Source organism: Nocardia colli, from assembly GCF_008704205.1.
Taxonomy (GTDB): Bacteria; Actinomycetota; Actinomycetes; order Mycobacteriales; family Mycobacteriaceae; genus Nocardia; species Nocardia colli.
Genome location: NZ_VXLC01000006.1, coordinates 331,700 through 355,987, shown reverse-complemented (window position 1 = coordinate 355,987; position 24,288 = coordinate 331,700). Strand labels below are relative to the sequence as shown.

The window sequence follows — 24,288 nt, the reverse complement described above, 5'->3', positions numbered from 1 at the left end:
GCGCGCCGGATACGCATCGAATGGATGAACTTCATTCCGCGTCCAGCATCGGCGCGAGGTAGCGCCGGGCGAAGTCGCGGGCCTGGTCGGCGGTGTCCAGCGGGATCGAGCTCGGCTGGGTCAGGATGAGCGACAGGGTGATTCGGATATGCAGTTCCGCCACTGTGCGCAAATGCCGCAGGGTGTCCTCGGAAACCGCTGTGTCCCCATAGAACTCGCGTTTCCAGAGGGTGACGCAGAATTCCTGGAACAGGTCGACGATCGGCGCGGCGCCGGTGGTGAGCGCGGGCAGGACGGCTTCCGGCTCGGTTTCCAGGAGCCGGCGCAGCAGCGGGTGCCCGTGCAGGAACTCGACTGTGTAGGCGCAGCTTTCGGCCATGCGTTCGGTGGCGGTCGGCTGGGTGCTGGTGGCGGCAGTGCTGCCGGCGAGGTACTTGCGCAGCTCGGACAGCAGGACGGCCTCGGTGAGCGCGTTCTTGCTCGGAAACTTCCGGTAGACGGTCGCGCGGCCGAGGCCGGCTCGTTTGGCGACGTCCTCCACAGTCGAGCGACGCCAGCCGACGACCGCTATCTGTTCGAAGGCCGCGGCGAGAATCCGCTCGGTGATCTCGTCGGCCTCGTCGAGCAGGCGGAGCACCTCCGGATCGGGCGTGGCCAGCGTGTTCAGCAGCGTATCCCTGGTCGCCTTCGGCACGGCTCTCCTTGTCGTGGTCGATCCGTCAACAGTACTGCCGAGACAACTAGACGCTCAATGTCTCGGCGGTATGAAGCAGAGCCTCGCCGCACTCCTCACCGCCGGAATCCTCGGCAATGCCGACGAGCGCGCCGACCGGACCGAGACCCGGATTCTCGACGCCGCGGTAGTCGAGGCGGCGGCCACCGGGATCTCCCGGCTGAAGATCGACGCGGTCGCGCGCCGGGCCGGGGTCAACCGGGCGACCGTGTATCGCCGCTTCACCGACCTCGACGGCCTGTTCGAAGCGGTCGTCATGCGGGAGGGCAGGCGGATGGCCGACACCGTGCTCGGTGCCGTCGACGGCGTGGTCGGGCACCCGGCCCGGCTGGTGGAAGGTTTCGTCGCCTGCATGCGCATGGCGCGCGAGCACCCGGTCATCGCCCGCGCCGCGGCCCTGGAGCCGGACCGGCTCGTCGCGGCCGGCCTCGCCGACGACGCCGCCCTGCTCCGGCTCGGCAGCGCCCTAGTGGCCGACCATATCCGCATGGCGCAAATAAACGGCCTCGCAACACATTTGGACCCGGACGAGACAGGTCAGAGCATTGCCATGCTGTTCGCGGCCTGCGTGCTGATGCCGACCGAGCAGGGCATCGATCTGCGCACCGACGAGTCCGTGCGCGCCTACGCGCAACGCACCGTGGCACCCATGGTCTTCGGGCCGAGCAAGTAGCTCGACGCCCGGCAGGAGATCCACTCGAAGATCACCGGCACCGAGCCGATCAGCGGATTGCGTTACGACGCCAACGATCCCGGCGCGCAACTGTGGATCCACCTGACCGCGTGGCATTCGGTGCTCTACACCTATGAGAAGTTCGGCGTCGACGAGGTGCCGCGGTCGCGCGCCGAGATGCGCGCGTATTACGAACGCATGCGGCCGATCCTCGCCGCGACCGAGGCGACGCAGCAGCACGTCGATCTGTTGCTGAACAGCGCGTCCACCCTGTTGCCCGACTCGGTGCTGCTGCGGCCGGTCGCCAAGCTCACCCAGACGCTGTTCCGGAAGGCGACCATCGCGACGTTGCCGCGCTGGATGCGCAAGATGGGCGGCGTTCAGCAGTCGCGGGTGACCGACGCGGCCGTCACGGTCGCCTTGCGGGTCATGTTCCGGTCGATCGCGCAAAGCGTTGCGGCGCAGCGCTTTATCGTCCGCCTGACCAGTCCGCTGACGGCGCCGGTGCTGGATCCGATCCTCTGCGCGGTGCCGCCGAAGAACCCGGTGGTCTGGACGCCGGAGGAGGCCCGCGCGCACTACGGGACGGTCCGCCCCGCCGAGCAGTACGCCCAGATCCTGGCCGCCCGCACCGCGAAGCCGCTGCCCGAGCACGCCGCCGCCGACGGCAGCGAACCCCTACTCGCCTTCGGTTAAACCCTGCCGCAGTGCGCTTTTCAGCTCAAGCGCAGATCGGAGACGCCGAGCAGCGTCGTCACCTGATCGGCCGGCATCGGGTAGTGGAAGTGCCAGCCCTGCGCGGTGTCGCAACCGAGATCGCGCAGCTGGTCGGCCTGATGCCGGGTCTCGACGCACTCGGCGGTGACGGTGAAGCCGAGCGCGTGGGTGAGATCGATGATCGTCTCCAGCAGCAGCAGATCGGTGGGACTCGCGGTGTCCGGGGTGCGGATGCGCTGGATGAACGGGCCCGCGAGTTTGACCACGTGCAACGGAAGTTGGCCCAGGTAGGCAAGATTCGAGTACCCGGTGCCGAAGTCGTCGATGGCGATGCGGACCCCGGCGTCGGCCAGGGTGTGCAGCGCGCGCAGCGGCCGGCCGGTGGTCTGCATGAACGCGCGCTCGGTCAGTTCCAGTTGCAGCAGGCTCGCGTCCATGCCGGTCTCGGCGATCACCTGCTGCACGTGGTCCAGCCAGGCGGGATCGGCCACCTCGGCGGCGGACACGTTGACGCTCACCGTCGGGGTGTGCGGATAACGGTCGTGCCATTCGCGGCTGGCCCGGCAGGCGGTCTCCAGCACCACCGCGCCGAGCGCGCCGATGTGCCCGTTGTCCTCGGCGATGTCGACGAACCGGGCCGGGCTGAGGATGCCGAGATCCGGGTGTCGCCAGCGCACCAGCGCTTCCACCGCCACGGTCTGCCCGTCGGTGAGCGAGACGATCGGCTGGTAGTCGAGGTAGAACTCGCCGTGCCGCAAGGCGGACGGCATCGCCGCGGACAGCTCGGCGCTGGTGTGCTCGCGGCGGCCGCGGGCGGCGTCGAAGATCGCGTACCGTCCGCGGCCTGCCGCCTTCGCCCAGTACATGCTGGTGTCGGCGGCCTGGAGGAATTCGCCGGTGGACAGGCCGTCGGCGCGTCCCTCCATCACGCCGATGCTCGCGGTGACGGTCAGCTGATGCTCGTGCACATAGAACGGTTGCGCCAGCGCGTGCAGCACGGTCCTGGCCACGTTGGCCATTTCCTCGACCCCGGTGGAATGCGGGATCAGCACGACGAATTCGTCGCCGCCCATCCGCGCGACCAGCTGATCGGTCCGGGACACGCAGGCGTTCAGCCGCGCGGCGACCTGCGCGAGCAGTTCGTCGCCGACCGCGTGCCCGAAGGTGTCGTTGACCGTCTTGAAGTGGTCCAGGTCGATGTAGCAGACGCCGACCCGGACGCAGTCGGCGAACGCGGCGGTGAGCCCGTCGAAGAAGCGGGAGCGGTTCGGCAGGCCGGTCAGCTGGTCGTGGTGCGCGCGGTACTGCAACCGTTCGCGCAGCGCGCGGCGTTCGGAGACGTCCTCGACCAGCACCAGCGTGTACTGCGGCTGACCGTGCTCGTCGCGGATCAGCGAGACGTTGATGTGCGTCCACACCGTGCCGCCGTCGCGGTGCCGGTAGGCCTTCTCCAGCTGCACGTTGTCGTACTTGCCCGCGAGCACCCCGGCGTACTTCTGCCACATGTCCGGGCCGTCGTCGGGGTGGGTCAGATCGGTGACCGACAGATTGCACATCTCCTCGGGCTGGTAGCCGAGCATCGCCGCGAAGGCGTTGTTGACCTCGATGATCCGCCCGGTCATGTCGGAGAGCCCGGTGCCGATCCCGGCCTGGGAGAACACCGCGCGCAGCCGGGCCTCGCTGGAGCGCAGCTGCTGCTCGACCACGCGGCGGGCGGCGATGTCGGCGGCCCGGACGCTCTCCTGTTCGGCGAGCAGCCAGGCCCGGAAGGCGCGCAGGTAACCGGTGGCAAAGGCGGCCAGCAACTCGGCAGCGCGGTCGGCGGGGACCGCGCCGGGGCCGAGCAGGTGCGCGTTGAGCACGGCCAGGCTGCGGCCGAGGACCTCGTCGCCGACGAAGTGCGCGCGGGCCAATTCGCCGCCGATCGCGGCGATTCGATCGGTGGAATCCGGGCCGGCGGCGGCGTGGATGAATTCCTGCGCCAGGGTGCTGAGCAAACGACGGGTTTCGGCAGAGCTCATGGGCACGACGTGATTTCGCGGCCCGCCACCGAGTGCGGCCGCCCATTGCCCGGCCAGTTCCGCGTGCGGCCCGCCAGGATCTGAACCGCTCCCGGCATCCCACGCCATAAGCTCTGATGGTAGTCCGATTTGCGGGCTTCCGCCCAACTGCACGTGCACGCGAACCCCGCTACGATGACCATGCTTTCGTCGCCGGCATGCGACGCTGTGAGAAGGGTTGGCGCCAGATGACCAGACCGAGTTGGGCTCCCGAGGGTATCGATCTGGATCGTCCCAGCGCCTCCCGCGTGTACGACTACTTCGTCGGCGGCATGCACAATTTCGAGATCGATCGGATGCTGGCCCGCCAGATCGAGGAGTTCACCCCCGGCGTCGGCGAAACCATGCGGGCCAACCGGGATTTGCTGCGCCGATGCGTGCGATTCCTGGTCGACGAGGGCATCACCCAGTTCCTCGATATCGGCTCCGGCATCCCGACCGTCGGCAATGTGCACGAGGTGGCGCAGGCGGTAAATCCTTCGGCCCGTGTGGTTTACGTCGACATCGACCCGGTCGCGGTCGCGCACAGCCGGGCCATCCTGGACGGAAATCCGGCCGCCACTGTCGTCCAGGCCGACATCGGCCGACCGGAGACCATTCTGTCCGACCCGCAGGTCGCTCAGCTGCTCGATTTCGATCAGCCGGTGGCCGTGTTGCTGCTCGGCGTGTTGCATTTCGTGGCCGACGACGCCGATCCCGCGGGCTGCGTCGCCCGCCTGCGCGACGCCATCGCCCCCGGCAGTTACCTCGCGATTACCCACGCCACCGCCGACGGGCAACCCGACGAGGTGCTCGAGGCGCAGAAGCTCTCCGGCCGCACCTCCACCGAGATCGTGCTGCGGGCCAAGCCGCAGATCGCCGAATTCTTCCAAGGCTGGACCCTTCTCGAACCAGGCCTGGTCCACCTGCCCCTGTGGCGGCCCGACAACGCCGCCGACGTAGGCGAGCACCCCGAACGTTCGGGCGCCTACGGCGGCGTGGCGCGTAAGGACTGATCGCCGCTCAGGCGAGGGCGGTGCGCAGGGCGAACCAGCCGGCGGCCGGGTCGGCGAAGCCGTGGTAGGTCAGGCGGATTCGTTGATCTACGTGCAAGTGGCGGTAGACGGCGAGCATCGCTCGGCGCATCGCCTCCTCCTGGAAGTCCTCGGTGCGGCGGAAGCCGATGGGGCGTTCGGGTAGTAGCGCGAGGCGGGTCAGTTCGGCGGGGTCGTCGAGGTCGAGGCCGACCGGGGCGGTGTCGGTGATGTGGCGGTCGTGCAGGATGGTGCGGCTTCGGGTCGGATCCGGCAGGCCGGTGCGGAATGCGCGGAATTCGGCGTGCACCAAGGGGCCGGGGGCGGTGGTCGAGTCGGTTTGTACCAGGTCGACCAGGTCGGCGTCCGGGGTCGGCGCGGCGGAGCCCGCGGCGAGCGGCGCTTGTTCGAGCAGGTGCAGGATGCTGCCGCCGGGGATCAACGGCTCGGGCGCGAGGAACAGGGTGACGGTGGGGCAGTCGCAACCGTGGCCGAGCAGGCAGATCTTGCGGTGTGCTGGATCGGGCATACCGCCTCCTCCATGAAACGGGCCGAATCCTCCGGCCCTGGACGGATCGGGACTTCGAGAATTGCCGATCGCTGAGTTGCCGTGGCGCTCCGACGGTCGACCGTGCCGCAGTTACCCAGTGTAGGAGCCCGGCCGACCTGCGTATAGACGGCAGCGGGTCGGTTTCGGTGCGGCCCGGGTCAGCGCACGGGGAAGTCGAAGAAGGTCTTCGGGAACGGTTCGTCCTTCAACGTGAAGTGCCACCACTCCTCGGGAAGATTGGTGAAGCCGTGTTCCTCCATCAGCTCGGCCAGCAGGGTGCGCACGGCGCGCTGGGTGCCGCCGATGGCCGGGTTGGCGGTGTGTGCGGCCGGGTCGAAGCAGTCGTAGCCGGTGCCGAAATCGAGGATGTTGTCGTGGAAGCGCTGCTCGGCCGGGAGGAAGCACTCGCGCAGCGGGTCGCCCGCGCGATACGGCTCGGGGTCGGCGGCGGGCAGCGCGACGATGGCGAGATCGAGGGTGCTGCCGCGGCTGTGCCCGGACTTCTCCGCGATGTAGCCGTCGCGGAACAGATTCGCCTTGTCGACGGTGGGGTAGAACTCCTGCTTCATCTTCACGTCGCCGAGATCCTTTGCCCACGTGACGAACTGGTCGACGGCACGCTGCGGGCGATAGCAGTCGTAGGTCTTGAGCGTGAGATTCATCGGGCGCAATTCCGCCTGCACCTTCGCCAGCGCGGCGGCCGCCTGCTTGGTCAGCAGACAGCGCGGCGCCTCGTAGCCGGCGATGCGGGTGCCGAGGAAGTTGTGCTCGCCGAAGTAGCGCGCGTCCACGAGGATCGTCGGATCGACATCGGTGATCGAGACGAAAGCCGTCTCGTCCGCCGCTGGCGTACTCGGGGCGGGCGCGCTCGTCGCCGGTGCATCGGGACTCGAGTCCCCGCACGCCGCGAGGGCGAGAGTCAGCACGCCGGCCACCGCCAGCGAGCCGATACGACGTAACGACCGAACAGAACTCATGCGTTTCTCCTCGCCATTCAGGCTGGGGTTCAACCACTTTCGCCAGCGTCGAGTCCGACGAATATGAGCATCGCACAACCCTCGCGGTTCGGTCCGTGATCGGCCGTCTGCGGTATGGTTGGCGTCGTGATGAAGCGAATCGAGTTCTATCCCGCCCGGTGAGTGCAGTCGACGAGCGCAGTGCGCTCGAGCACCCGGTTTCCTTGATCGAACAGATCGAGCGACTGCATTGTCGTTTTCCGGACGAACAAGTCTGGGACCAGGCCGTCGCAATCCTGCTACAGATGACCTCGGCCAAGGGCTACCGCACCGAGATCGATCACTGTGCCCGACAGGTGTTCACCCTCGTCGCCGCCGAAACCGCCCGCGTGACACCGACTTCCCGCCGCTGCGCCGACCTCGCCGCGCTCGTCGTAGACCTGCGCACCGGTGCCGCCGCCTGCCTCGACTGGGCCGAATACGAGCGCTCGGCCGTGCTCGACCGGTTCCTGTCGGTCCTTCGATCCCAATCCTGGCTCCGGACCTTGGAATCCGTCCCCGGCTGCGCGGACCCGTTCGTACCGCGGCGAAACCGCTGGATTCGCGACGTCCTCGACCGGCGTAACGAGGCAATAGGCCGGAACCGCTTCGAGATTCACGTCGTCGTGCCTGTCGCCCCCGGGCCGACGGTCTATCCCGTTGCGGAGACCAGGATTCTGCTCGCCGGCCATCCGATCATCGCCGAACTCCTCCCGCACGGCGTGGGGGAGCCGCCCGAGCAGCTGCTGCACCAGACGGGGCTTCGAGCCACCGGACAACCACGCCGAGTAAAGCTCGCCTCGTGCGCCGAAGAATGTTGCGGCGCACTCTATGTCACGATCGTGCGCGAAGACGGTTATGTGATCTGGCGGGACCGGGAGTCGCCGATGCCCGGCGATTCACCCGAATTCCGTTTCCCCGCAGACGAATACGACCTCGAGGTGGCCGGCGCCGAAGACGACGATTCCTGGCGATTGCTCGTGCCTCCGCGCTCGGCACGTCAGCACGGCGTCAGAGGCGAGCCGAAGACCGCCAGAGCGTTCTGCGGCAGGTAGCCCCGATCGGGCCGGCCCAGCGCGGGGCCGGCCCGGAAATCCCAGGTCGAGATCGATCATTCACCGCCTAGTTCCCGGGGTCGGGTTCCGAACCGGGACCGTTTCGGCGGATACTGGGGCGGTGACGCTGGGCGAAGAGGTTGCACCGGAGGCGGTGAGCGCGATGGAGGAGACCATCGGCATCGACGCTTGTGCTGAGCCCGGATGGTTTCGATTCTGGTTTGCCGACCAGCGGTGGGAATGGTCCGACGAGCTCGCCGCGATGTACGGGTATGCGCCGGGTGAGGTGGAACCCACCACCGACCTGCTGCTGTCCCACAAACACCCCGATGACCGGGAGCACGTCGCGAGCTGCATCGCCGCCGCGCTGGAAACCGGGCAGCCGTTCTACGGCAGGCACCGGATCATCGACACCCACGACGAGGTACGCGAGGTCGTGGTCGTCGGCGACCTCATGACCGACGGGGACGACAAGGTGATCGGCACCTCCGGCTACTACGTCGACGTGAGCGAACGGCTCGAGGAGCAGCGTCAGGAAGTGCTGGAGGAGATCCTGCCCGAGGTGATCGAGGCGCGCGCCGTGATCGAGCAGGCCAAGGGCGCGCTGATCCTCGCCTACGGGGTGAACGCGGAGCAGGCCTTCCGGGTGCTGCGCTGGCGCTCCCAGGAGACCAACACCAAGCTGCGCGATCTCGCCGCACAGTTCGTCGACGAGCTCAGGATGCTGAACAAGGAGACCGCCGGGTTCCGCACCCGCTTCGATCACCTGCTGCTGACCGTGCACGAACGCGTTTCCTGAACTACCGGTTCGTCGGCATCCCGCCGGTGGCCAACGCGAGCAGCAGCGGCAACGACACCAGCGTCAGGCACGTGACCGCATTGGTCCACTTGTAGGCGACCACGATCGCGACGAACTCGCGCAGGATCGCGCTCGGCAGGTAGTAGAAGGCGGTGCGCGCGCCGGTCACCTCCGCATCCAGCTTCAGCCTGCGGGCCAGGATCGCGGTGCGCAGGATGTGAAAGTTGCTGGTGACCAACACCATTCGGGTCGACAGCCCGCGTTCGCCGAGCAGCCGCTTGATGAAGAGCAGGTTCTCCCTGGTGGTGGTCGAGTGTTCCTCGCGCGCCACGCTGGCCTCGGGGATGCCGCGCGCCTGGAGATAGTCCGCCATCGCGGCGGCCTCCGACACCGCCTCGTCGGAGCCTTTGCCGCCGCTGGTGATGATCACCGGACGGCGTCCCTCCGCGAGCTCGGCCCAGTAGATCTGGGCCGCCCGGTCCAGGCGGCTGGCCAGCAGCGGCGATACCCGCGCGCCGACCAGTCCCGAGCCGTGCACGACGATCGCGTCCATTCCCGGCCGGTACGGCAGCCAGCCGTAGAGCAGCGAATACAGCACGAAGCTGGTGAACACGAACCCGAAATAACTCACCGCCATGACCAGCGACGCGAACAGGACCGAACGCAGGCTGCCGGTCGCGATGGCGACCCCGAGCAGCACATACGGCACCAGCAGGACGATTCCCGGCCCGATGGAGAGCAGATTCGCGATCCGTGCGCCCTCGCGGCGCATCATCTGCATGCCGTTGGCGATCAGCAGCCCGGCCAGCACGAGCACCACCAGCGGGGACAACACCACCAGCAGCCCGACCAGGGCGAGTGTCAGGTCCGCGTTGTCGCCCGAGCCGATCGCCCACACGCTGAGGACCGTGACGCCTAGGAGGAGATAGACGCCGTTGCTCAGCCGTCGCCGGTCCAGATGGAACCGCAGTGCGAAGACACCCAACAGAACCAAGCCGACGGTGAGCAGGATCACCAGCGCACGGTAACGGGCAGCCGGCGTCCGATTGCATCGGGGCCGGGTCAACGCAGCGCACGCCGGCGGATTGTCCGATACGTCCCAACGGTTTTCACGCGGATCCGGATCGGATCGGCGCTGGTCAGCGGTCAGGAGTTGGGCTTGGGCTGATGTGCGATGTGCAGCAGGTAGTCGACCTTGGCGCGGAGTTCGGGGGGTGCGAGGTCCAGCGAGGGGAGTTCGGCGATCAATTGCGCGGCCAGCGCGCGAAGCTTGACGTTGGTCGCCTGCGATCGGCGACGCAGCATGGTGAACGCCTGCTCGGCGTCGACGCCGTAGACCAGCATCAACGCGCCCTTGGCTTGCTCGATCACCGCCCGGGCAGCCAGCAGATCCGGGGAGGCGCGCCCGAGGGACGGTTGGCCGCGTTCCTCGAATAACTCGCTCATACCCGGGGGACTACCCAGCGAGCGGATTGTTATGGGGCCGTTGACAAACCTTCATAGACCAGTACCGGTACTGGTCGGTCCGCTACGGACCTATGCGGTCCAGTAGCCAGCCCGGGCCGACGGTCTTCGCACCGAGTGCTTCGACGCGGTCGCGGAGCCCGCGGTCCGCGGTCACGACGGTGATTGTTCGCCCGCGGTGCTGTTCGGCGACCACATCGACGATCGCGTCATCGCCAGAGCCCGCAGCCAAGACCACGCGCACGCCTTCGACATCGGGGTCCGCCGCTTTCGCTTTGCCCTCGAGCACGACGACCACCTCCGCGGGCTGGTCCAGCCGATCGGCCACAGTCGTCAGCTGTTCAAGCAACCTCCGGGCCGCGCCCGCGCGGTCGCGCCACCAGCCATCGGGTCGCGACCCGACGACATTCGCGGCATCGACCACGATCAACTGAACCTCGGCATCCGTCACGGGTCCAGTCTGCTCTCTTCGACTTCGATAAGGTTCGCTGACCAATTCGATCAGGCGCGCTGACCTGTTCCCCTGTCGATCAGGCGTAGGGGTCGGTGATCTCGCGCAGTGCGCCGAGCGCCGCGCGCAGCTCGCGCATGCGTCGAGCGCCGAGGTGTGCGGCCCACTCGGCCTCGATCCGATCGGCGATCGAGTTGGAGAATTCGGCCACCTGCTTACCGCGGGCGGACAGGCGAACCAGCCGGGCGCGGCCGTCGCTCGGATCGGGGACGCGCTCCACGTAGCCGGCCCGTTCCAGCTGGTCCACCAGGAATCCGACGGTCTGCTTGGTGATCTGCGCCTGCTCGGCCAGCTCGGTGAGCCGGGTGCCCTCGGCGCCGACGCGCTGGGCGACCCGGCCCTGGGCCACGGTGATGTCGTCGAAGCCGGCCGTGCTGAGCTCGGCGAAGATCCGGTCTTCCATCGACCGGTGCGCGATGTACATCAGCAGACCCGCGTTCAGCTCGCCGTCGGCCATTCCGCTCCTTGACAGTAGTACGACCAACTGACTATTTTAGTCAGTGATACTGACCAATGTTACCGGAGGTGTCCGATGCCGGCGCAACTTCGACAGCCGCTCGACCGCGAAGCCAGCTGGCGGGTCATCGAACAGCAGCGCCGCGCCATCGCCGACGTGCTCGCGGAGCTGACGCCCGCGGAATGGGAGTCGCCGTCGCTGTGTGCGCACTGGCGCATACGCGATGTCGCCGCGCACCTCGCCCTGACTCCGCAGCCGCCGTCACTCGGGGCGCTGTTCATCGCCGGGCTGCGCGCGAACGGGAACTACAACCGGCTCATCCACGATCTCACCGTGCGAGCCGCGAATCGTCCGGTCGCCGACCTGGTCTCGGTGATCCGCACCCACGCGGCCTCCCGGAAACTGCCCGGCCCCACCAACTATCGCAACATCCTGTTCGACACCATGGTGCACGGGCAGGACATTGCGATCCCGCTGGGGCGCAGCATCGACATCCCGCTCGACGCGGCGGCGACGGGCGCGACGACCGCGACCGAAATCGGCTGGCCGGTATGGGATAAGCGGCGGCTCGACGGAATCGCCTTGCATGCCACCGATATCGACTGGTCGCATGGCGAGGGCGCCGAGATCCATGGTCCGATCAAGGCGCTGCTCCTGCTGGTCACCGGGCGGGCGGCAGCGCTGGAAAGCGTTACCGGCGAGGGTGTTCCGGCGCTGGCCGCCCGACTGTTCGCCGACTAGGCGTCGATGGTCGTGCCCACCTGACTCGGCTCCGGATTCTCCAGCGCTTCGTGCAGATTCTTGATCACCCCGCGGGCGAGTGCGTAGTTGCCCACGCCGCCGACCACCGCGCCGACGCCGGCCGGAATCACCTTGCCGAACGCGAGCGCGCTGCGTTTGACGATGAACTGCACGACGAATCGCTTGACCGGGGTGTCGTTCATCCGCCGGATGATCGGCAGCTTGTTGGCCAGCTTGGTATCCCACTGCTTGGCCGAGCGCCCGGCCGCACCCAGGGACGCGGTTCCCGCCTGACCGAGCACGACGGCCGAGACGAGCGGCGGGCGCGGTGCTGCCGCCTTGCTCCCCGAAACCCCGGTCGCGCCAACGGCATACACCGTTGATGCCTCGAGGAAGAACAATGTGTCCGCACCCGCCGCGGCCAACCCGACCAGCGTCCCGACACCCGGAACCGCCGCACTCAACCCGACCACCACGCCGCTCGCGGTGACCGCGACCGAGTAATGCCGCCCGAGCCGCTCGACGATCTGTTCGGGCGATTCGCTCGGATGCCGACCGCGAATGAACCCCGTGTACTTACCCACCAGCGGCGCCTGCACCCGCGCCGACCTGTCGATCAACGAGACGACACCCTGATCGAGGAACTTCCGCAGCATTGCCAACAGCCCTTTCGGTCGGTCACTACCCATACGACAACGCTCGATTGCCGACTACGAAGTCGACCCGCCTGAGCCTACGGTTGTCACGCTCTCGCGCGGGTGATACCCGCCACCGCCGCTCCGAACCGCGCGTCGCGGCGGCGGATCTGAAACGTCGTCTCCACGCGAGAGTGAAGTTCCAGCTATCGTTACTTCCGCACGGAAGATCGTCGTATTGCTCCGATTCACTCGCCAACGGTCGAGGAGAGCACGATGAGTTCAGTGGTCGCCGATCAGATTTCCGATCGATATCTGCCGCTCGCCCCCTTGCAACGTGCCTTTCTTGCCTATGAGGCGTCGCATCCGCCGATGTCCTTCGCCATCGGCGGCGTGCTCCTCCTGGAAGGCGCACCGCCGTCCATCGATGAAGTGCGCGAGCTGTGCCGGCGGAAGCTGCCGCTGCTGCCGCAGTTGGGTTGCCGGCTCAGCGAGGGGCCGCTGGGGCAGGCGGTCTGGGTGCCCCAGGACGAGGTCGATCTCACCGTCCTGGTGACCGAACGGCGAACGGGCCCGGGTGGTTTGCAGGGCGCCGTCGACGAATTGATTCGCCGGCCGTTCGACCATGCCCAGCCGCTGTGGCGGGTGCTGCTCGTCTCCGGCTACGCGCCCGGGGAGTTCGCCCTGATCTACGCCGGCCACCATGCGTTGCACGACGGCATGTCCGTGGCCACGACCATCATGTCCACCTTCGCCGACCCCAACGGGCACGACTATCAGCCGCGGATACCGTCTGCGGCCGCCAAGAAGGGCGCGCGATCCACTGTGATGCGCACGGTCGCGCGCACCGTTCGCGGCTGTTTCCCGCTCGCTCGGCCGCTACCGCGGTCGAAGGTCTTCGGCGAGCGCACAATTCACTGGGGCCAGATCGACTTGGATCACCTGCGCGAGATCGCCCACCGGCACGACACCACCGCGAACACCGTGTATCTCGCCGCCGTGACGCACGTGCTCCGGCAGTGGCCCGAGTCGCCGTGGCACGCGCTGCGCGGCACCGGCAGCCCGGTCTGGGCGATCATGCCGCTCAGCATCGGCGGCGACAAGGGGAAACTCAGTCAGCGTGCGGTCGGGTTCCGGTTGCCGTTGCCGTGTGACGATCCGGACCCGCTCGCCCGTCTCACCGCGCTGGATGCCAAGTTGTCGCGGGAAATCCTAGGGGCGCAACGCAGTACGGCGCAGTCGATGATCGCCGGGATGCCCTACCGGCTGTTCCTGCCGTGGGCCTACCACCATTTCAGTGACCGGTACGCGCACCTGACCGCCACCAATGTCCCCGGCTGCACCGACGAGGCGAGTGTGCTCGGCCGGCCGATCGTCGGCACCGTGCCGATCGGTTTCCTGCCTGCTCGGCACCGGCTCGGGATCGCGATGACAAGCTATCGGGATCGCGCGGTCGTTTCCTTCCTCACCGACGCGCGATTGCCCGGGGCGGCGGCGCTGCCGGACATGTGGCTCGACGCGGTCGCTGAGCTGAGGTAGTGGCGGTTCGACGTCACCGGGTGGTATTGCCCGGTGCTTTCACCTGCACATTCGCGTTGTCCTGACACACGCCGTGCTCGTTCGCCGATTTCGTGGCTCGACTGCTGAGCTCGTCGAGGAAGTTCGATACGCACTTGCCCTCCATGCGTTGCCCGAAAGCATTGGGGTGCAACGCTTCATGAATCAGTCCAGGATCGCTCAGCAGATCCGCGGGCACCTGCCGGATCCATTCCTTGTCCTGCGTGGTGCCCGACGCACACACCTCATGTCCCTGGTACATCCCGGACACATCGAGCAGATGGATCGGGACATTGTTCTTCGCCGCCGCGGTGACCGCATTCTGAATTGTGCCGTTGATGTCCTTGGCGATACCCGCGAACTTTGCGAAGTCCTTGTCGAAGAACGGACATCCCCCGTCCTGCAACCTGCTGACCAGATTCGATTCGAGCGGCCCGCGCAGCTCCGAATCGGCAGCAGGCAGCGGATTCGGATAGTTGAGCACCACCAGCTGCGCATCCGGCGCGAGCGGCGAGATCGCCTCTTTGAACAGCGTCTCGTACACGTGCTCGAGTTTGCCTTCGAGCCCTGACAATTCCGGACTCGCCGCACAAACCAGATTTTTGTCCGACTCCTTCAACCCCTGCACATAAGCCTGGTACTTCTCGCCCTCGGCCGCACTCACCTGCTTCAAACCGGCCGACTGCTTCAGCACGAACTTCTTGACGCACTCCTGCGCGACCCCGCTGACCCCGGCATCATTTCCCCCGACGGAAAGGACGACATATTTGATCCCCGGATTCTGCGTCAGCCGCTCCTTCAACTGCTCGATTTGCGGCTTCTCCCCTTTGAACGAATCGGTCAGCACATGCTTGATCTCGGCCCCACCACAAGCGACATTGACCTTGTTCCGCGCAAGATCCAACGCCTCGAACGTCTCATACGGATAGATCACCGCAACATCGGACCGATGACATCCCCCCGCGTTCCCTGGCAGAATCGCCGGATAATCCCAAGTCCCGCCATAAGTTTGAAACACCCCCCGATCAACCGCACCGGGCCCATTCCCCTCCCACCGCCCACCCTCGCCCGACGCATAAGAGTCGCCCAGCAAAATCGCCGCAGGCCGATCCCCACCCCGCGCCTCGGCCCGAGCCTGCAACAGGTCCGCCCCAGCAACCGCCGGTTCCGGAAGCACGAGCCCGCCGCCCAGCACCGCCGACACCGCAACCAGAACCCACCAGCGCGACCGCCGTCCAAACCCCACGAATGCTCTCCTCAGTCACGTCCGGCAACAGCGTCCCGCGCAGCGGGTCACCGACCGGACCATTCGCCGCACTGAAGGAGTATTCGGCGCGACCGTCCGTGCGGATCGGTTCGAATCTTGGTGCGCCGGCACCGCCTAGGGGTTGTGGTCAGGTCGTGGCTCGGTGGGGTAGGCATTCTTCGAAGAAGGCCAGGGAGCGGAGGTGGTGGGCTCGGGCGGTCCAGCCGAGGCTGATGTTGTGGCCGGCGTTGGGGTGGTGGTCTACGAGAACTGTTGGGGCGGTGTGGAAAGCGGCGCTCAGGGTGCGGAGGGCGTCGGGGTCGTGGCGCCAGATGGCCTCGTGTTCGGCGAAGGTGAAGCGGACGGGGACGGGGATTTTTGCGGCGATGTCGGCGAATTGTGTTGTCCAGGTGAATACTTCGGCGCGTTCGTTCGGAGGTACCGGGCCCAGCATTGCCGCGCCGGAGCGGAATGTGCCGGGTGGGTACAGGCGCAGTGGGCCCCAGTGCAGGCGCACGGTGTCCAGGTTCAGGCCGTCGGCGAAGTCTGCGCCCCAGCCGGAGAGGTCCAGGCCGAGTACCTCGGTGGTGTCCGGGGCGGCGGCCATGGTCATGGCGACGGCGCTGCCGAAGGAGTGGCCGAGCAGGAAGAGGCCCTGTCCCACTGCGTGATTCGCGCGGAAGGTACGCAGGGCCGCCGCGATGGTGTGCGCCTGCTGTGCGATCGACTGCCCGCCGGCCGGATCGGGAGTGGAGACCGGGTATCCGGGACGGTCGATCGCGAGCATGGTGTAACCGAGCCGCGCCCCGAGTGCCAGCAGGGACACGTCGGGGTGCGCGCGGCCGTCGAAATAGTGCGCGCTGGTGCCGGCGCCGTGCAGTGCGACGACCACTGCGCGCGGGTTTTCGGCCGCGCACAGCAGCGCCGACAAGGTGAGTTCGCCTGCCACCAGGTCGATCCGGCGGACCTCGGGGGTCATTCGACGGCAGCGACACCCGCCCGGTCCTCGGCATAGGCCTTGGCGAGTTCCAGGGTGGCGCTGCTGTTGGTGCTCAGGGCATTTCGAACGTAGTCCCGCGCGTCGGCCGTGGTCGCGCGGTCGCCGAGGACGGCGGCGATGTTGTCGGTGTTCAACACCACGGTGTGCTGTGACGACGCGCGCACTCCGTCCTCGACCGGCGTGAAGGTCCACACACCGGTATGCAGCGCAAGCAGTTTCGGCAGGGTGACCTGTTTGTAGACGATCCGCTCGCCGGGAAACACCACCCGGTACGACATCGTGCGGTGGGTGGACCCGTCCTTGGCCTTGGTGTCCATCTCGAGCGTCTGCACCCCCTGTGCGGTCTGCTCGAAGCGAACCGAGGCCACATGGGGGAGCCGTTCGACCCACCGATCCGCCTCGTTCACGAAGTCGTACACATCGCCGGCCCCGCCGCGCACCACCACCGAATCCTCGAACGAGAAGGTGGATTCCGTTGCGGCAATAGTCGATTCGATGTTGCTCCGCAACGCGGCCAGTTCCGCGCGGGAATTGCGGTCGACCGCGGCCTCGATCCAGGCCAGGCCCTCCGGATCGTCGTCGATCGCGCGATACCCGTGCAACAACCGCACGCGCGAATGACCGGCCGGATCCGGCTCGATGATCCACTCCCCGTACATCGAGGCCACCGGCGGCGCCGACACCTCCTGCTGGAACCTGATCCGGAACCGGTCGGGATCCAGGGTGCGCCGCGACACCCAGCTCTTCGGTTCACCGTTCGCGGTGGCCCAGATCTGGATGCGTTCCTCCCGATCGCCGGTGCGCTGCTGATCTACGTGGATGGTCGGCGGGAAGATGTGCGGCCAGTTCTCGACCTCCGCGATCAACCGGTAGACGACGGCGGCGGGCGCCGCGATGGTGATCTCGTGTTCGCATTCCTGTACAGACATGATCGCCTCCAAGGGGGGATGAGTATCAGAAGTTGCCGAGACCGCCGCAGACGTTGAGCGCCTGAGCGGTGATGGAGGCGGCCACATCCGAGGTCAGGTAGCCGACCAGGCCCGCGACCTCGTCCGGGGTGGAGTACCGGCCGAGCGGGATCTTCGACTGGAACCGGGTCAGGATCTGATCCTCGGTGGTGTCGTAGGCCGCGGCATAACCCTGCCGGACCCGTTGTGCCATCGGCGTTTCCACGTACCCGGGGCACACCGCGTTCACCGTGATACCGGTCGGCGCCAGCTCGTTGCCGAGTGCCTTGGTGAACCCGACCACGCCGTGCTTCGAGGCCGAATAGGGTGCGCCGAGGACCACGCCCTGCTTGCCCGCGGTGGACGCGATATTGATGATCCGCCCCCACGGCTTGTCTCGCAGGCCGGCGTTGAGCACCTCCCGCGTCATCCGGAACACGCTGTGCAGGTTGGTATCTATGACGTCGAACCACACTTCGTCGGTGACGTCGGCGGTGACCCCGCCACCGCTGCGCCCGGCGTTGTTCACCAGGATGTCCACGCCGCCGAACCGGGTCGCCGCGGCAGCGACGAATTCGCGCACCGAGTCGGCGGAGCGGACGTCGAGTTCGGTCCCGTCGACGGTCAGGTCCCGTTCCCGCAGGTCCTTCACCGTCTGCGCGACGGTCTCCGCCGTGCGCGCCCCGATGAAGACCGGATGCCCCTGAGCAGCAAGCTGATTCGCCACCGCGAGGCCGATGCCGCTGGTCGCCCCGGTGATCAGCGCGACCCGGCCGGCCGGGGCGCTCATGCCGCTGTCCCGGTCGAGATGACCTGGTTGACGGCGTCGACGAACGACTGCGGGGTCGTCGAGCCGGTCAACACCGAATCATCAAGGGAGATACCGTATTCGCGTTCGATCCGGCCGCCCGCCTCCAGCAGTGCGAGCGAGTCGTAGCCGAGATCCTCGAATTCCTGCTCGGTGTCGGCGACGAAATTAGCGCCGTCGCCGCCGACTGCGGCGAACATGATGCTCTGGAATTCCTCCATGGTGAGCTGCCTGTCGGCCATGGGTAAAGCCTTCCTACTTGCAGGTCGGAGTGTGCTTGCTGGTCCGGGTCGCCTCGATCGAGGACGGCCCGGACCGCACCGGGTTGCCGGCCGGATCGGTGACCTGGGTGTCGCCGGAGCTGGAGAACTTGTCCCGGTTCTGCTTGGCGGTGTGCTGCACCGACACATACGCGGCCAGCGTGCCGTCCGGGAGGATCACGTCATGGGTGAGCTCGAAGGTGAACCGGTTGTGCCCGGCTTCCTGCCAGGTGCCGGTGCCGCTGCCGGAGGCATCGCCGGGGTGACCGAAGGTCAGGCAGATCTTGCCCGACTCGGTGAACTGGAAGATGGCCTCGTGCGGCGGGTCCTCGCTCACCTTCACCAGACCCGTCCAGGTGCCGATCGGCAGGGACTCGATGGGCGTCGCCTGCGCGGTCTGCGCCGGAACCGTACTGGCGGCCAGTATTCCGAGGAGCAGCAGAAGTGTTTTGGTCATAGGGCCGATCCTGGGCGCACCTACTCGCGTCGCACTTGAAGTCCTCTGAAAACTGTCTGTACATCGGCTCAGGCGCGGTCGGCTTCGAGCACCCAGATCGGCAGCAGCATCGCCCCGTCGGCGTCGAGTTCGGGCCGGAAACCGCTCTCCGCGAAGGACTCCAGCATGGGCGGGGACGCCACCGCCGCCAGATTGCCGAGCCGCAGGGTGTTGATCGACCACGGCGCGCCGAAGATGTCGCGCAACTCGTCCTCATCGATCGCATACGGTGCGAAGGCACCGCTGAATTCGCTTTTGGCAAAGGTGAATTGGATTAGCCGCGCCCCCCGCTTGGTCGCGCGCAACAACGCGGCGACGTGCGGTCGCCGCTGCTCCGGCTCGAGGCAGTGGAACAGCGCGCTGCTGACGACGGTGTCGAACCGGCCCGCGTACTCGGTCAGTTCGGTGGCGTCGGCGACGCCGAACGACGCCTCGACGCCCTCGGCCGCCGCTCGCGCCCGGGCCTTCTCGATGACCGTCGGCGAGAAGTCCAGCCCGGTCACCCGATATCCGCGCCCCGCCAGGTAGATGGCGGAATCGCCTGGCCCGCAACCGATATCGAGCACCTCGCCGCGAACGCGACCGGCATTCTCGAACCCGACCAGCTCGGGCTGCGGCCGATCGATCTCCCAGGGCAGTCGATCCAGCACGTCGTCGCCCGGCATGAGGGTGTGATCCTGGTAGCTCTGTTCGAAATCGACCATCGACGAATCGTTCGCCGGGATTGCGTCAGCCATCTGATCTCCTTGAGGTGAATGATGTTGATAGGATTGATATTCCGCTGCAAGTCGCGTGAATACCGATGCGGCTGTCGAGTGTCACTCACCCCACTTCAGGTAGATCACCGGCTGCTCGCGGTGGGGGAGCTGCCGCAGCACCATCCGATCGAGGCCGAAAGTCTCCCGGAGCGCGGCGGTTACACCGGGCCAGCGGGGATGCCCGAGCTCGTCGAAGGCGAGGATGCTGCCCTTGGCCAGATGCGGACGGATGGCCTCGAGTAGGTCGCGGGTCGGCGCGTAGAGGTCGAGATCGAAGAAGGCCATGCCGATCACCGTCTCCGGGTTGTCCGCCAGATACTGCGGGACGGTTTCGCGGACGTCGCCCTGGACCACGAAGGTGCGCTGCACGTGCGCGACCGGATCGCCCGACTCGTGCGCGGCGAGCACCTCGCGCAGATGATCCACCTCCTGGTCGGGCACGGCGAACCGGCCGACGGCCGCACTCGGGCTCACCTGGTCGATATCGGCGAGGTCGGGGAACCCGGTGAAGGTGTCGAAACCGATGATCCGGCGGAACGAGTTGTACGGCTCGTGCAGGCTGCGCAGCGCGGACAGAATGGCCAGATGCCGTCCGTGCAGTACGCCGAATTCCATGATCACGCCGGGGATTTCGGGCAGCATGCGGTAGAGCGCGTCCATGGTCAGCAGATCGGCGAGCTGATGCCGCCGCAGATACACCGGAAGGTTGTCGATCAGATAGACGGGCGGAATCGGCGTCTCGGTCAGCAGTTTCGTGAGCCGTTCGCGCACCTCCTTCTCCAGTGGCGACTCGTGCGGCAGCAACCGCGGGTCCTTGTACTGCGCCTCGGTCATGCGGGTTCCTTTCTGCGACAGAAGATTCGGGGATCAGGAAAGCCAGGCATCCGGGGCGGGCCCGCCCCGGCCCAGCGGCGGGAACAAGGCGTCGAGCCGGGCCAGCTCCGCCGCGGACAGCGACACCTCCAGCGCCTCGATCGCGCCGTCGACATGGGCCGGCGTGCGCGGCCCGATGACCGCCGCGGTGACCTCGGCGTGCGCGAGTACCCAGGCGAGCCCGACCTGCGCGGGATCGCGGCCGATCTCGGCGCAGAACCGCTCGTATTCGACGATGGTGTCGCGCTGCGCGTGCAGTGCTTCGAGCGCGCGGCCCTGCGCCGACTTGACCGCGGTCCCGTCGGCCAGCTTGCGCACCGCGCCGCCCAGCAGCCCGCCGTGCAGCGGCGACCAGGCGAGGACAGCGATGCCGTAGGCCCGCGCCGCCGGGAGCACCTCCGCCTCGGCGAACCGGGTGGTCAGGTTGTAGATGCACTGCTCGGAGGCCACGCCGAGGAAGTGCCGGTTGCGGGCGGACTCCTGCGCGGCGGCGAGGTGCCAGCCGGCGAAGTTGGAGGAGCCGACATAGCGCACCTTCCCGTCGCTCACCAGCTGTTCCATCGCCTGCCACACCTCGTCCCAGCCGACGGCGCGGTCGATCCGGTGCATCTGGTAGAGGTCGATCCAGTCGGTGCGCAGGCGGCGCAGGGAGGCCTCGCACGCGGCGATGATGTGCCGGGCGGACAGGCCGCGGTCGTTGGGTCCGGCGCCCATCTCGTTGCCGACCTTGGTGGCCAGCACCACCTCGTCCCGGCGCCCAGGGCGGGCCGGCAGCCAGCGGCCGATGACCTCCTCGGTGTAGCCCCGGTGCACGCGCCAGCCGTACATGTTCGCGGTGTCGATGAGGTTGATGCCCTTGGCCAGCGCGTAGTCCATCAGCCGGTGGGCCTCCGGTTCCTCCACTCGCCCACCGAAATTCACCGTGCCGAGGGCGAGCCGGCTGATCTTCAGCCCGGTGCGCCCCAGCTGCGTGTAGAACCGGTCGTGGTCCATGACGCGGCGCGCTCGTCAGAGGATTCCGGCTGCCGCCCGCAGCTTTTCGGCCCGATCGATGCGCTCCCACGGCAGATCGATGTCGGTCCGGCCGAAGTGCCCGTAGGCCGCGGTGGGGGTGTAGATCGGGCGCAGCAGGTCCAGGTCCCGGATGATCGCGCCGGGCCGCAGGTCGAACACCTCGGCGACGGCCGCCGAGATGCGCTGCGGGTCCACCCGTTCGGTGCCGAACGTTTCGATGAAAAGGCCTACCGGAGCGGCCTTTCCGATGGCGTAGGCGACCTGCACCTCGATCCGTTCGGCCAGGCCGGCGGCGACCACGTTCTTGGCCACCCAGCGCATGGCATACGCGGCCGAGCGGTCCACCTTCGACGGATCCTTCCCGGAGAACGCGCCGCCGCCGTGACGGGCGAACCCGCCGTAGGTGTCGACGATGATCTTGCGACCGGTCAGGCCTGCATCGCCCATCGGCCCGCCGAGCACGAACTTGCCGGTGGGATTGACCAGCAGGCGAACCGCCGACGCGTCGAAGGCGGGCAGCGCGAGTTCGGCGAGCACCTGATCGAGCACGTGCTCGCGGATGTCGGGGGTGAGCAGCGTGTCGAGATCGATGTCGGCGGCGTGCTGAGTGGAGATCACCACCGTGTCCAAGCGCACCGGCCGGTTGTCGCGGTACTCGACGGTGACCTGGGTCTTGCCGTCCGGGCGCAGATACGGCAGCAGGCCGGATTTGCGTACCTCGGTGAGGCGGCGCGCGAGGCGGTGTGCCAATGCGATGGGCACCGGCATCATTTCGGGAGTCTCGGTCGTCGCATAGCCGAACATCAGGCCTTGATCGCCTGCCCCCTGCCTGCCGATCTCGTCGTCGATATCGCCGATCCGGTTCTCGTGCGAACTGTCCACGCCCTGGGCGATATCCGGCGACTGGGTGCCTATCGCGATATTGACCCCGCAGCTCGAACCGTCGAAACCCTTGGTCGAGGAGTCATAGCCGACGTCGAGGATGCGCGCGCGGATCAACGCTGGGTAGTCGATGGCGGCGGTGGTGGTGACCTCACCGGCGACGTGCACCTGACCGGTGGTGACCAGCGTTTCCACCGCGACCCGCGCCGCCGGATCCGCAGTCAGGATCGCGTCGAGGATGGTGTCGCTGATCGAATCGCAGATCTTGTCCGGATGTCCTTCGGTCACGGATTCGCTGGTGAACAGTCGGGCGGCGATTTTCATGGGATTCCTCTGTTGGTCAGAACTGAAAAACTCGTTTACCGTGCGCTTTTGAGTGATTTCTCCAGTGCCCGCCAGGCTTCGCGTTCGGTCGCGGACAGGCAGCGGCCATTGCGCCGACGTGCCTCGGCGAGGTCGCGCCGCCGGTGGCTCACGTCGACCATGGACGCGTCGATGTGATAGCCCCAGCCGATCGCGTAGAAGCCGGGCGTCAGATGAATCGCGATCCGGACGAATTTCCGCCAGGCGCGGCGGCGCTTCGCCGCGCGCCGCGAGCGGGCGGTCATGACGCGAGGTCGCGCAGCCGGGGCGCCGCGGCGTCCTTGGGTGAGCGGAGCAGCCGCAGCGGCTGCCCGTCGCGGCCGATGGCCGGCCACGCGATACCGAGGTCCGGATCCAAAGCGTCTACCTCACGGTCGAATTCGGGGGTGTACTCCAGCGAGCACAGATAGGTGACCGTCGAGCCGTCCGCCAGCGAGAGCAGCGCGTGGCCGAGCCCCTCGGACAGGAAGACCCAGCGCCGGTCCACGTCGTCGATGAGCACGCTGTCCCACGCGCCGAAGGTCGGTGACCCGGGCCGCAGATCCACGACCACGTCCACGAACGCGCCGCTCGTGCAGGTCACGTATTTCGCCTGACCGGGCGGGTCCTCGGTGTAGTGGATGCCGCGCAGCACGCCGGCGGCCGAGGTGGAGGTGTTGATCTGCAACAGCTCGAACGGCCGCCCGACCGCCTTCTCGAACTCCGAGGCCTTGAACATCTCGGCGAAGACGCCGCGCTCGTCGCCGTGCATGGCCGGGGTGAATTCCCATGCCCCCGGTACCGCCAGCTCCCGAATTCGCATGGTTACCAATCCCGTCCGTGTTCCAGTAGTTCGAGCAGGTAGCGGCCGTAGCCGGAGCGCACCAGCGGGGCGGCCAGCCGGCTCAGTTGTTCGTCGTCGATGAAGCCCATCCGCCAGGCCACCTCCTCGGGCACGCTGATCTTCAGGCCTTGGCGCTCTTCGACGGTGCGGACGTAATTGGCCGCGTCCAGCAGCGAGTCGAAGGTGCCGGTGTCCAGCCACGCGGTGCCGCGGGCGAGCACGTCCACTTGGAGCCGGTCCTGTTCCAGATAGGCCCGGTTGATATCGGTGATCTCGTATTCGCCACGGGCGGAAGGCCTTAGGCCGCGGGCGATCTCGACTACGTCGTTGTCGTAGAAGTACAGGCCGGGGATGGCGTAGTTGGAGCGGGGCAGCTTGGGTTTCTCCTCGATGGAAACCGCTCGCCCGTCGGCGAATTCGATGACGCCGTAGGCGGTCGGATCCGAGACTCGGTAGGCGAAGACCGCGGCTCCGTCCAAGCCGTGGAACCGGCGCAGCCGGGTGCCGAGCTCAGGTCCGTGAAAGATGTTGTCGCCCAGAACCAATGCCGCTGAATCACCGCCGATGTGATCGGATCCCAGCACGAATGCCCGGGCCAGCCCGTCCGGTTTCGGTTGCACCACATAGTCGATGGTCAACCCGAACTGCGTACCGTCACCCAGCAACCGCTGGAACGCGCCGGCGTCCTCCGGGGTCGTGATCACCAGGATTTCCCGGATATCGGCCAGCATCAAGGTCGACAACGGGTAGTACACCATCGGCTTGTCGTAGACCGGGACCAGCTGCTTGCTCACCCCGCGCGTGATCGGATGCAACCGCGAACCGGCGCCACCCGCCAGGATTATGCCTTTCACGACC

At 67.3% G+C, this 24,288-nt stretch carries 29 protein-coding genes; 7 read left to right on the top strand and 22 right to left on the bottom strand.

Going from position 1 to position 24,288, the window contains the following annotated elements; all coding sequences use genetic code 11:
- Positions 1–31: 31 nt before the first annotated feature.
- The gene (locus F3087_RS18630; RefSeq protein ID WP_150403241.1) at positions 32–694 is read right to left on the bottom strand and encodes a TetR/AcrR family transcriptional regulator; all 663 of its coding nucleotides are present in this window, start codon (positions 692–694) and stop codon (positions 32–34) included.
- A gap of 70 nt (positions 695–764) precedes the next feature.
- On the opposite strand from F3087_RS18630, the gene F3087_RS18625 reads away from it, so the two are divergent.
- Together F3087_RS18625 and F3087_RS18620 are read left to right on the top strand one after the other, a co-directional pair.
- Complete coding sequence (locus tag F3087_RS18625) at positions 765–1,406, top strand: TetR/AcrR family transcriptional regulator (RefSeq protein WP_150403240.1); 642 nt, start codon at positions 765–767, stop codon at positions 1,404–1,406.
- Positions 1,407–1,424: 18 nt separating this feature from the next.
- Positions 1,425–2,102, top strand: coding sequence for an oxygenase MpaB family protein (locus F3087_RS18620; RefSeq protein ID WP_150403239.1), 678 nt, complete (start codon positions 1,425–1,427; stop codon positions 2,100–2,102).
- 20 nt (positions 2,103–2,122) lie between these two features.
- On the opposite strand, the gene F3087_RS18615 is transcribed toward F3087_RS18620, so the two are convergent.
- Complete coding sequence (locus F3087_RS18615) at positions 2,123–4,144, bottom strand: putative bifunctional diguanylate cyclase/phosphodiesterase (RefSeq protein ID WP_223885178.1); 2,022 nt, start codon at positions 4,142–4,144, stop codon at positions 2,123–2,125.
- Between the two features lie 227 nt (positions 4,145–4,371).
- On the opposite strand from F3087_RS18615, the gene F3087_RS18610 reads away from it, so the two are divergent.
- Positions 4,372–5,178, top strand: coding sequence for an SAM-dependent methyltransferase (locus F3087_RS18610; RefSeq protein ID WP_150403237.1), 807 nt, complete (start codon positions 4,372–4,374; stop codon positions 5,176–5,178).
- Between the two features lie 7 nt (positions 5,179–5,185).
- Here F3087_RS18610 and F3087_RS18605 read toward each other — a convergent pair whose 3' ends face one another.
- Both F3087_RS18605 and F3087_RS18600 read right to left on the bottom strand, forming a co-directional pair.
- Complete coding sequence (locus tag F3087_RS18605; RefSeq protein WP_150403236.1) at positions 5,186–5,725, bottom strand: hypothetical protein; 540 nt, start codon at positions 5,723–5,725, stop codon at positions 5,186–5,188.
- A 179-nt stretch (positions 5,726–5,904) separates the two neighbouring features.
- Positions 5,905–6,723: a M15 family metallopeptidase gene (locus F3087_RS18600; RefSeq protein WP_150403235.1), complete on the bottom strand. Its 819-nt coding sequence runs from the start codon at positions 6,721–6,723 to the stop codon at positions 5,905–5,907.
- Positions 6,724–6,881: 158 nt separating this feature from the next.
- Between F3087_RS18600 and F3087_RS18595 the strand changes: the two genes are divergently transcribed.
- Together F3087_RS18595 and F3087_RS18590 are read left to right on the top strand one after the other, a co-directional pair.
- A complete protein-coding gene (locus tag F3087_RS18595) occupies positions 6,882–7,796 on the top strand; it encodes a hypothetical protein (protein WP_150403234.1) in 915 nt (304 codons plus the stop codon).
- Positions 7,797–7,917: 121 nt separating this feature from the next.
- Positions 7,918–8,595 carry a PAS and ANTAR domain-containing protein gene (locus F3087_RS18590; protein ID WP_150403233.1) on the top strand — a complete coding sequence of 226 codons (678 nt, stop codon included), beginning with the start codon at positions 7,918–7,920 and terminating at the stop codon, positions 8,593–8,595.
- Between the two features lies 1 nt (position 8,596).
- Here the strand turns inward: F3087_RS18590 and F3087_RS18585 are convergent, their stop codons facing one another.
- The 4 genes from F3087_RS18585 to F3087_RS18570 all read right to left on the bottom strand — a co-directional run bounded on the left by F3087_RS18585 (position 8,597) and on the right by F3087_RS18570 (position 11,027).
- Complete coding sequence (locus tag F3087_RS18585) at positions 8,597–9,610, bottom strand: YdcF family protein (RefSeq protein ID WP_150403232.1); 1,014 nt, start codon at positions 9,608–9,610, stop codon at positions 8,597–8,599.
- Between the two features lie 131 nt (positions 9,611–9,741).
- On the bottom strand, positions 9,742–10,041 hold the full coding sequence (locus F3087_RS18580) for an ANTAR domain-containing protein (RefSeq protein WP_150403231.1): 300 nt from the start codon (positions 10,039–10,041) through the stop codon (positions 9,742–9,744).
- 82 nt (positions 10,042–10,123) lie between these two features.
- Positions 10,124–10,510 carry an NYN domain-containing protein gene (locus tag F3087_RS18575; protein ID WP_150403230.1) on the bottom strand — a complete coding sequence of 129 codons (387 nt, stop codon included), beginning with the start codon at positions 10,508–10,510 and terminating at the stop codon, positions 10,124–10,126.
- 79 nt (positions 10,511–10,589) lie between these two features.
- On the bottom strand, positions 10,590–11,027 hold the full coding sequence (locus F3087_RS18570) for a MarR family winged helix-turn-helix transcriptional regulator (RefSeq protein ID WP_150403229.1): 438 nt from the start codon (positions 11,025–11,027) through the stop codon (positions 10,590–10,592).
- Positions 11,028–11,102: 75 nt separating this feature from the next.
- On the opposite strand from F3087_RS18570, the gene F3087_RS18565 reads away from it, so the two are divergent.
- On the top strand, positions 11,103–11,768 hold the full coding sequence (locus tag F3087_RS18565; RefSeq protein WP_150403228.1) for a maleylpyruvate isomerase family mycothiol-dependent enzyme: 666 nt from the start codon (positions 11,103–11,105) through the stop codon (positions 11,766–11,768).
- On the opposite strand, the gene F3087_RS18560 is transcribed toward F3087_RS18565, so the two are convergent.
- A complete protein-coding gene (locus F3087_RS18560; protein ID WP_223885177.1) occupies positions 11,765–12,457 on the bottom strand; it encodes a hypothetical protein in 693 nt (230 codons plus the stop codon). The genes F3087_RS18565 and F3087_RS18560 overlap by 4 nt on opposite strands.
- Before the next feature lie 222 nt (positions 12,458–12,679).
- On the opposite strand from F3087_RS18560, the gene F3087_RS18555 reads away from it, so the two are divergent.
- Positions 12,680–13,942 carry a wax ester/triacylglycerol synthase domain-containing protein gene (locus F3087_RS18555; RefSeq protein ID WP_150403227.1) on the top strand — a complete coding sequence of 421 codons (1,263 nt, stop codon included), beginning with the start codon at positions 12,680–12,682 and terminating at the stop codon, positions 13,940–13,942.
- A gap of 13 nt (positions 13,943–13,955) precedes the next feature.
- Here F3087_RS18555 and F3087_RS18550 read toward each other — a convergent pair whose 3' ends face one another.
- The 13 genes from F3087_RS18550 to rfbA form a co-directional block, all read right to left on the bottom strand.
- Positions 13,956–15,206: an SGNH/GDSL hydrolase family protein gene (locus tag F3087_RS18550; RefSeq protein ID WP_191094027.1), complete on the bottom strand. Its 1,251-nt coding sequence runs from the start codon at positions 15,204–15,206 to the stop codon at positions 13,956–13,958.
- Positions 15,207–15,354: 148 nt separating this feature from the next.
- The gene (locus F3087_RS18545; RefSeq protein ID WP_150403225.1) at positions 15,355–16,185 is read right to left on the bottom strand and encodes an alpha/beta hydrolase; all 831 of its coding nucleotides are present in this window, start codon (positions 16,183–16,185) and stop codon (positions 15,355–15,357) included.
- The gene (locus tag F3087_RS18540; RefSeq protein ID WP_150403224.1) at positions 16,182–17,135 is read right to left on the bottom strand and encodes an aromatase/cyclase; all 954 of its coding nucleotides are present in this window, start codon (positions 17,133–17,135) and stop codon (positions 16,182–16,184) included. The genes F3087_RS18545 and F3087_RS18540 overlap by 4 nt, the downstream gene beginning before the upstream one ends.
- 25 nt (positions 17,136–17,160) lie before the next feature.
- The gene (gene fabG, locus F3087_RS18535; protein ID WP_150403223.1) at positions 17,161–17,943 is read right to left on the bottom strand and encodes a 3-oxoacyl-ACP reductase FabG; all 783 of its coding nucleotides are present in this window, start codon (positions 17,941–17,943) and stop codon (positions 17,161–17,163) included.
- A complete protein-coding gene (locus F3087_RS18530; RefSeq protein WP_150403222.1) occupies positions 17,940–18,203 on the bottom strand; it encodes an acyl carrier protein in 264 nt (87 codons plus the stop codon). Before F3087_RS18530 ends, fabG begins: the two co-directional genes overlap by 4 nt.
- Positions 18,204–18,216: 13 nt before the next feature.
- Complete coding sequence (locus F3087_RS18525) at positions 18,217–18,678, bottom strand: hypothetical protein (protein WP_150403221.1); 462 nt, start codon at positions 18,676–18,678, stop codon at positions 18,217–18,219.
- 68 nt (positions 18,679–18,746) lie between these two features.
- Positions 18,747–19,454: a class I SAM-dependent methyltransferase gene (locus tag F3087_RS18520; protein ID WP_150403220.1), complete on the bottom strand. Its 708-nt coding sequence runs from the start codon at positions 19,452–19,454 to the stop codon at positions 18,747–18,749.
- Between the two features lie 81 nt (positions 19,455–19,535).
- The gene (locus F3087_RS18515) at positions 19,536–20,309 is read right to left on the bottom strand and encodes a class I SAM-dependent methyltransferase (protein WP_150403219.1); all 774 of its coding nucleotides are present in this window, start codon (positions 20,307–20,309) and stop codon (positions 19,536–19,538) included.
- 33 nt (positions 20,310–20,342) lie between these two features.
- Positions 20,343–21,341 carry an aldo/keto reductase gene (locus F3087_RS18510; protein WP_150403218.1) on the bottom strand — a complete coding sequence of 333 codons (999 nt, stop codon included), beginning with the start codon at positions 21,339–21,341 and terminating at the stop codon, positions 20,343–20,345.
- A gap of 15 nt (positions 21,342–21,356) precedes the next feature.
- A complete protein-coding gene (metK, locus tag F3087_RS18505; RefSeq protein WP_150403217.1) occupies positions 21,357–22,568 on the bottom strand; it encodes a methionine adenosyltransferase in 1,212 nt (403 codons plus the stop codon).
- Between the two features lie 35 nt (positions 22,569–22,603).
- Positions 22,604–22,852 carry a hypothetical protein gene (locus F3087_RS18500; RefSeq protein ID WP_150403216.1) on the bottom strand — a complete coding sequence of 83 codons (249 nt, stop codon included), beginning with the start codon at positions 22,850–22,852 and terminating at the stop codon, positions 22,604–22,606.
- Positions 22,849–23,409, bottom strand: coding sequence for a dTDP-4-dehydrorhamnose 3,5-epimerase family protein (locus F3087_RS18495; RefSeq protein ID WP_150403215.1), 561 nt, complete (start codon positions 23,407–23,409; stop codon positions 22,849–22,851). Before F3087_RS18495 ends, F3087_RS18500 begins: the two co-directional genes overlap by 4 nt.
- A 2-nt stretch (positions 23,410–23,411) precedes the next feature.
- The gene (gene rfbA / locus F3087_RS18490) at positions 23,412–24,284 is read right to left on the bottom strand and encodes a glucose-1-phosphate thymidylyltransferase RfbA (protein ID WP_150403214.1); all 873 of its coding nucleotides are present in this window, start codon (positions 24,282–24,284) and stop codon (positions 23,412–23,414) included.
- Positions 24,285–24,288 lie beyond the last annotated feature (4 nt).